Raw genomic sequence first — 6,969 nt, forward strand, 5'->3', positions numbered from 1 at the left:
TCCCCACCCCCGCCACATCACCGGCCCAGCCCAGACCGTCCACCCCCGGGGCGGCACCAGAGGGTTCCCTCCCGGCAGGGCCGGTGCTGACGGCCGCCGTGTCGCTTCCACCCGCAGCAGCACCGAAACTGGGCCGGCCGGTCGCCCCGTCGAGCGCAGGCCCGCGTGGTGCGGTGTCGACGTTGGCCGCACCCAGCGTGCCTGCGGCCGCGCGCGAGCCGGCGAGGCTCGGGCTCCGGGGCCGCGTCAACGCCCTACTCGGCGCGACACTGCCGCCCAGGCCCTCGTCTCGGGAAGCACGGCTGCGCCAGGCCGCCGCCGTGATCACCGGGCCGCTCCCGGACCGGGCCACGGTCGCGGTGGTCAACGTCAAAGGCGGCGTCGGCAAGACCCCACTCGCCCTCGCCCTGGCCGCCACCGTCGCCACCCACCGCGGGGCCGGCAGCGTCGTGGCCGTCGACCTCGGCGAGGCCGGATCCAGCTTCGCCGACCGAATCGCCACCCCACCCACCGACGAGCAGAACACCCTCAGCCTGCTCACCCAGCTCGACGCGGCCGCCGACGTGCACTCGGCGACCCTGACCCGGTATCTGGCCCGCCAGCCGAGCGGCGAGGACACGCTCGCCGCCGGTACCGACACTGCCCGCGCCTCGAGCTACGACGACGTCGACCGGCTCGCCGCGCTTCTCGGCCGCTACCGGGAGCTGCTGGTGGTCGACACCGGCAACTCCCACCTCGCCGACCGGTGGCGGTGGGCGATCGCGGCCGCACACGCGGTGATCGTGCCCGTGCCGCTGCGCCACGACGCCGCCGCGGCCGCACAACGCACCCTCCACACCATGGCCGCCACTCGTTCCGACGTGCTCACCCGCACCGTCGTGGTCATCACCGACGGCCCCGGGGACGCACCGGTGGTCGAAACCGACGCCGTCGACGCGTTCACCGCCCTCGGGGTGCCGGTGTGCCGGATGCCCTTCGAGCCACGGTTCGCCTCCGGAGACCGCATCACCCTCCGCGGGCTCCGACGCCCCACCCGCGACGCGCTGACCGTCCTCGCGGCCACCGCCGTCGAGCTCATGGCGCCCGGCAGGAACTGACGCCCAGACCCCGGCCCGCTGCCCGAGTCGGATGCCAACACCGGGTCTGACGCGCGCCCCAATCCAAGACCTATCCAGTGCAATCCAATTCATCGCCCGACCCGGGCGACCCACACGAGAGGCATACCCTGTGACGAACACCCCCAGCTCCACCGACAACCGCGCCGCCCGTCGTGCCCGCGCACGCGGCCACCGCCGCACCCACGGCACCCAGGCCGCGACCGTGCTGGCGGTGGCCACCGCGGCCCTTGCCTCTGGCATCGCCCTGGCCCCGTCCGCCCTCGCCGAACCCCTCCAGGGCGGCGTAACCGGCGACAGCACCCAGGACGGCGTCACCGGCGGCACCAGCCAGGGCGGCACCACCACCGCCCCGGCACCGGAGCCCACGCCCGAGCCCGAAACGTCGTCCGTGCCGGACGTCCCCGCCGAGCCGGCGTACTGGGTCGCCCCGCCGGTCGAATACCAGCCGGAGAACGTGCAGTGGCGGCCGATGCCGAACTACGACTACGACACCGACGCCTACCTCCCGCAGGACGAGGTCGCCGTGGAGCCCGTGCCGCTCGAGCAACTCCATCTGCCGACCCCGGTCGCCCCGACCGCGCCGATCATCGCCCCACGCAACAAGGTTCGGTTCGGGGACACCGTGTTCGAGCAGCCGAACTGGGTCTCGGACCGTGACGCCGAGCGCACCAACAACACCTCGGCGGTCATCGAGGCCCAGGTCTCCACCTTCTGGCGGTCGATCGGGGTCGAGACCACCCGCGCCGACCGCCTCGCCGCAGCCCAGATCGCCGGCGGCGCGACCGGCGCCGTGGCCGGGGCGACCGCCGCCGGCGTACCGGCGGCCGTGACCGGTGCCCTGGTCGGCGGCACCATCGGCGGCCTCGGAGGCGCGGCACTCGGCGGAATGGTCCCGACCCCGATCCCGGGGCTGCCGGCGGTCACCACCGGGGTGGCCGGCACCGCGGCCGGCGCGGCGCTCGGGGCGGCCGCCGCCGGGGTTCCCGCTGCGGCGGTCGGTGCGGTGGCCGGGGCCGCGGCCGGTGTCGCGGCCGGCACCAACTTCGGTGCCGGTGACCTCGGGCAGCCGCAGGAGATCGCGGTACCGGACATCGACCACGACGCCGTGGCGGCCCAGACCCAGGACACGCTCGCGCAGTGGGAGAACTCCGGACCCGTCGGCCAGGCGGCGGTCTCGACGGTGCACAACGCTGTCGAGGCCGCGCCGGCGGTCGATCAGCAGGTCCGGGGCGTCGTGGCCACGCAGCCCGGCGGGGAGCAGGTCATCGAGCAGGTCGACGCGGTCCTGACGGACCTCTTCGCCGACGCGACCCCGGGGCTGGCCGGCAACCTGCTGTCGGGCGCTGTCGGGGACGGCATCACCACGCACGGCCACTGACCAACACGAACGGGGTGTACACCATGCGCAGACCGCACGTCGGCCGCCAGCCCGCTCGGCATCCGGCCGTGATCGACCTTCTCCACGGTTCACCCGCCGCGGGTGCGAGCCCCGGCGAGGCAGCCACGCAGTCTGGGGCCGCGGCGCCGGTGCCCCGGCGTTCGAACGCGTCGCAGAACGGGGGAGCGGGCCGGCGGCGCGGGAAGCCACTCGTTGCCGTGCTTGGTGTCGCGGGTGTCGTGGTGGCTGGGGCGGCGGCGATCGGGCACCTGGGTGGCAGTGACAGCGCGTCCCCCACAGTTGCCCCGGCTTCGGCCGCGCCGGTCGACGAGAACGGGGTGCCGATCCTCTCGCTGCCCGAACCGGACCCGGTCGAGGAACCACAGGACACCGCAGGGAAGTGCCGCGCCGATCGCGGCGATCAGAAATCCGGTGCGGGGGTGATTGCGGCGTTCAACTTCGCCTACTACAACCAGCGCAACGGGGAGGCTGCGCGCGCCTTGGCCACCCCCACCTCCACGGTGCAGCCGGGCCCGGAGCTGCAACGGTTCATCGACGCCGTCCCGCTCGGCACCAACCACTGCCAGAAGATCACCGCACTGTCCGACGGGGTGTACCTGGTCGACCTGTCCGTCATGCGCCCCGGACAGCCGGTCGACCGCGGCACCCAGACCGTCACCACCGCCCACCTCGACGGCCGCTGGTACGTCGACGCCTTCACCTGACCTGCAACGAGAAGCCCACGCCCGGCAACGCTTCCGCGCCACCCTTGCAAGCGCCTCGGCGTCCCACCCACCCGGCGCCCAGGGACGGTGCAACCCCACACTCGCATGCCACGGCGGTGCACCACATTGCGGGCAACGACAGCAACCCGGCAATCGGTGCCCGGACCATTGCGCAACCACCGGTGCCCCACCGCAACAACCTGCACTCGCACCGCGTACCCGCCCTCATCGACCGGCACACTTTCGGGAAGGACCACTGTGATCATGACCGATCTTCAACTGCGTGCTGCACGGCTGCAGCTGTATGCACTGATCGCCGCATTGCTGCTCGCCACCGGCATTGCGGCCGGGATCACCACCGGCGCATTCGTGCTGTCGTTCGCGGTGCAACGCGACCTCGCACATCAAGCCGGCATCCCCCAGCACCTGACGTGGCTGTTCCCGGCCATCGTCGACGGCGCCATCCTCGGAGCCACCATCGCCGTCGTTGCCTTGAGCAAGATCGGCGGCACCACCCCAGGCAAGACGTTCTTCACCACACTCGCCGTTGCGGTGGTGTTCATCAGCGTCTACGGCAACGCCTACCACGCCTATCAAGGCGCCGGGAATCTCGAACGCCTCGTTGCGGCCGGCCGCGACCCGGGTTATATGCCCTTGTCGCCGACCGGGGCCGCATTGATCGCCGTCATCCCACCGCTGCTGGTGTTGGCGTTCACGCACGGCATCGGCATCCTCATCAAGGCCATCGGAAACGCCTACACCGACCACAACGCGCTGATGCACGCCCCCGGCGCAACACCTGGCGCTGCACCGGGTGCTTCCGATGATGCGCACGCCGCACCGACACACCTCGCACCAGCGGCGGAGCGTGACCACACCGGCGCCGTCACCTCAACCACAGCCGGCACCGAACATGGTGAGGGCCAGACTGTCGACGACGCTGTTGCAGCTCCCATTGCGCGCCGCAATTGCGTTGCGGCACAACAGAGCATCGACGTTGCGTCCCTGGCAGACGTTGCGCACCTCGTGGCCGCCGAGATCGCCGCCCTCGACGACACCACCGCACCGACCAAGGCACGAGGGCACTCGACGCACCACGACCTGCAGACCACGGAGAACTTGCTCGCCTTCCTCGAAGGCACCGACCTCGATCCGATCGTCAAACAGACCGCCGCACTGAAGATCAACCATCCCGAGTGGACCTTCGCCACCCTGGCCGAAGAGACCGGTGCCAAAGCGGCCAGTACCGCATTACGCCGCTACAAGAAAGCGGAAGGCACCGCCCGTGCAGCCGGATTCACTATCCCGCCGTTACCTGACCTCGATCCCAGCGGCACCGACGCCGATAGTGCGGAGCCCCGGGCCGTGCTGACTGACGCCGGCGCAGTGCTTCGAGTGCACTGAGCTCGGCACCAGCCGGCAGCGACGCAGCGCGGCATGAACGCCGGCCAACGGCCGCGCGGTGCCGACGAACCCTGCCACTGAACTCTCCGATACCGCGGGACTCGGGTGCCAGCCGCAATCGCTGCAACCACCGCATGCATTGCGGTGATCGTGCCGCTGCTGTTCCTGGCCTTGTTGCATCTGTTCACCACGATCGTGCGGGTGCTGGCCGTCGAACGCGGCTGCTACACCGAGGCGGTGCACCACGCGCGCCTGACCGCCCACGAGAAGCAGCACGCGAGCACACCCGAGGCGCCCGAGGTGCACGACCACACCGAGGATGCACCCGTCGGGCACGACGTGCAGTACCCCGGTGCACGCGTGCACACCGAGCCCCCACTCTTGCCGCCCCGCCTGCAACGGTGCAGCCGCGGGACACCGAGCGCTACGGCGAGGGCGCATCCCGGGACTGCGTCGTGCAGGCCCCGGCCCGCCCCGAGGCGCCGCCCGAGCAGACTCTCGCGCCGACGTCCGGTGGCTATCCGCAGACGGTTGCCGGCCTGCGCGAGTTCTTGGCCGGGTGCACGCTGCGCAGCGAGGAGAAGGAGGTGGCGGCGATCCTGCTGGGCCGCCCGCAGCTGACCTATGCGCAGGTGGCCGCCGAGCTGGACGACACCCCGTCCCCGTCGACGGTGTGCCGGCGCTGGCAGCGCTTCAAGAACGCCGCGTACGCCGAAGGCTTCGAGATCCCGCCGGTGGTGCTGCTTCCGCTCGACGCGGTCACCGCACGCGAGGAGCAGTTGGTGTCGGTGTGACCAGGCACCGCCCGGGGATACACACCATGCCGTGCGGGTAGGCGCGGGCGCCGAACGAACCGGTGGTCCTGCGGGGGCGGAGAAAACAGTGACGCCAGGACGGCGCTTCCCCCGCCGTCCTGGCGTCGAGTCCCACCCTAGCAGAGCTGTTCGAACATGTGTTCCCCTGAGCCGGGGGAGTGGTGCGACCATCATGGATGTGGCCCGGTACGAGCGCGCACCGGCGAGATGCCCGGCGGGACATCGCCTCGCCCCGAACCAGGTTCTCGTCGGTTGGATCCCGTGTGACTGCACCCCCGGAGCGACCGGTCACCGCACCTGGACGTGCTGCATCTGCGAGGTCACGATCGGCTCACCGCCCCATGTCGGGCCGCCGCGGCCGGGGGTGCGGTGGTCCTGAAAAGGGGCGAACGCCCCGGGTGCGTTGGGTGCCGGGGCGCTCACCGGGCAGCGTACGACGCCGGTCCGACATCCCGCCGTGGCCCGTGAGGCGGCCTGGGTCCTGTGTAGTGTCGCCCTGGGTCGCGCACGGTCCCCTCCAACGTGCGGGGCCCGCGTGCCCCGGCGGTTCACTCCTTGGGCGCCGGGGCACTGGCCTTTTCTGGGGGGTGCGGCGTCCGTCGTGAGGGTGGCGGCGGGCGGGGCGGTGGTGCCCGGCCGTGTCCAGCGCCGGGGCGGGTCCGCGTGGTTCGGCTGTCCGGGTGTGGTGCGCGGGGAGGTTCCTGTCTGCACGACGAGGCAGGCTCGCCTCGTCGTGCAGCGGCACGCTCGTCCGTGTGCGCGTCTCGGCGCTAGTTGTCGTGGTCGGTGAGACGGTGCTCGAGGAACTCTGCGAGCTCGTGGCGGACGATCTGCGAGCCCCAGCTGCCCCAGGCGGCGTCGAAGGCGTGCCTGGCCCCGGGCAGCTCGACGAGACGGCGGGGGACGCCTGCTTCGGCCAGCCGGCCGGCCAGCAGCACGGACTGCTCCGGCGGCGCGAACTGGTCCCGGCCGCCGTGGGCCAGGAACGTCGGCGGATCCCCGGGCTCGACGTGGGATGTCGGCGAGGCGAGGCGGCGGTCGTCTTCTGCCACGTAGTCGACGTCGCTTCCCGTCGAGTCCTCGACCGAGCTCCCGAGACTCGGCCGCCACCACGGCGCCGGCGTCTCGTTAAGGCGCGTGAAGTCGGTGGGCGGGTAGAACGCGGCCACGGCCTCGACACCGGTGTCGGGGACGTCGCAGCTCGGCGGCAGCTGCGGGTCGCCTGTGGTGTAGGCCGCGAGCAGGGCGAAGTGCCCGCCGGCGGAGCGGCCCATCAGGGCGAGGCGGTCGGGGTCCACGCCGTAGCGGTCGGCGTTCTCCTGCACCCAGCCCACCGCGCACTTCACGTCACCGGTGGCGTCCTGCCAGCGCGGGGGCAGCCCGAGCCGGTAGTCGATGCTGAGGGAGCGTAACGAAATAACTTGTGCTTTCGTATTGCAGCAGTCGATGATGTGTTATGGGTATCGACGCGCAGGTGCGCGGCCAGTTGACCTGCAGGTTCGACGTGCTGCTGCCGCACCTGAACGAAC

Annotated in this window: 6 protein-coding genes; 5 read left to right on the forward strand and 1 reads right to left on the reverse strand. The window is 71.8% G+C overall.

The annotated features are described in order from the left end of the window. Window positions 1-182 precede the first annotated feature (182 nt). From G6038_RS29965 to G6038_RS29985, 5 genes are all read left to right on the forward strand, one after another. Entirely contained in the window at window positions 183-1,097 is a 915-nt protein-coding gene (locus G6038_RS29965; RefSeq protein WP_240918869.1) for a hypothetical protein, read from the forward strand. A 130-nt stretch (window positions 1,098-1,227) separates the two neighbouring features. After that, window positions 1,228-2,496, forward strand: a complete 1,269-nt coding sequence (locus tag G6038_RS29970) for an insoluble domain protein (protein ID WP_165042459.1) — start codon at window positions 1,228-1,230, stop codon at window positions 2,494-2,496. A gap of 218 nt (window positions 2,497-2,714) precedes the next feature. Beyond that, window positions 2,715-3,221, forward strand: a complete 507-nt coding sequence (locus tag G6038_RS29975) for a hypothetical protein (protein WP_346772957.1) — start codon at window positions 2,715-2,717, stop codon at window positions 3,219-3,221. 264 nt (window positions 3,222-3,485) lie between these two features. Next, window positions 3,486-4,625: a DUF2637 domain-containing protein gene (locus tag G6038_RS29980; protein WP_165042461.1), complete on the forward strand. Its 1,140-nt coding sequence runs from the start codon at window positions 3,486-3,488 to the stop codon at window positions 4,623-4,625. Between the two features lie 401 nt (window positions 4,626-5,026). Beyond that, the gene (locus G6038_RS29985; RefSeq protein ID WP_240918872.1) at window positions 5,027-5,419 is read left to right on the forward strand and encodes a hypothetical protein; all 393 of its coding nucleotides are present in this window, start codon (window positions 5,027-5,029) and stop codon (window positions 5,417-5,419) included. A 791-nt stretch (window positions 5,420-6,210) separates the two neighbouring features. Here the strand turns inward: G6038_RS29985 and G6038_RS29990 are convergent. Continuing rightward, window positions 6,211-6,891 (reverse strand): alpha/beta hydrolase, encoded by a 681-nt coding sequence (locus G6038_RS29990; RefSeq protein ID WP_165042464.1) that lies wholly within the window; start codon window positions 6,889-6,891, stop codon window positions 6,211-6,213. Between the last annotated feature and the right edge of the window lie 78 nt (window positions 6,892-6,969).

It is taken from the genome of Rhodococcus sp. 14C212 (assembly GCF_011058195.1).
Taxonomy (GTDB): domain Bacteria; phylum Actinomycetota; class Actinomycetes; order Mycobacteriales; family Mycobacteriaceae; genus Rhodococcus; species Rhodococcus aetherivorans.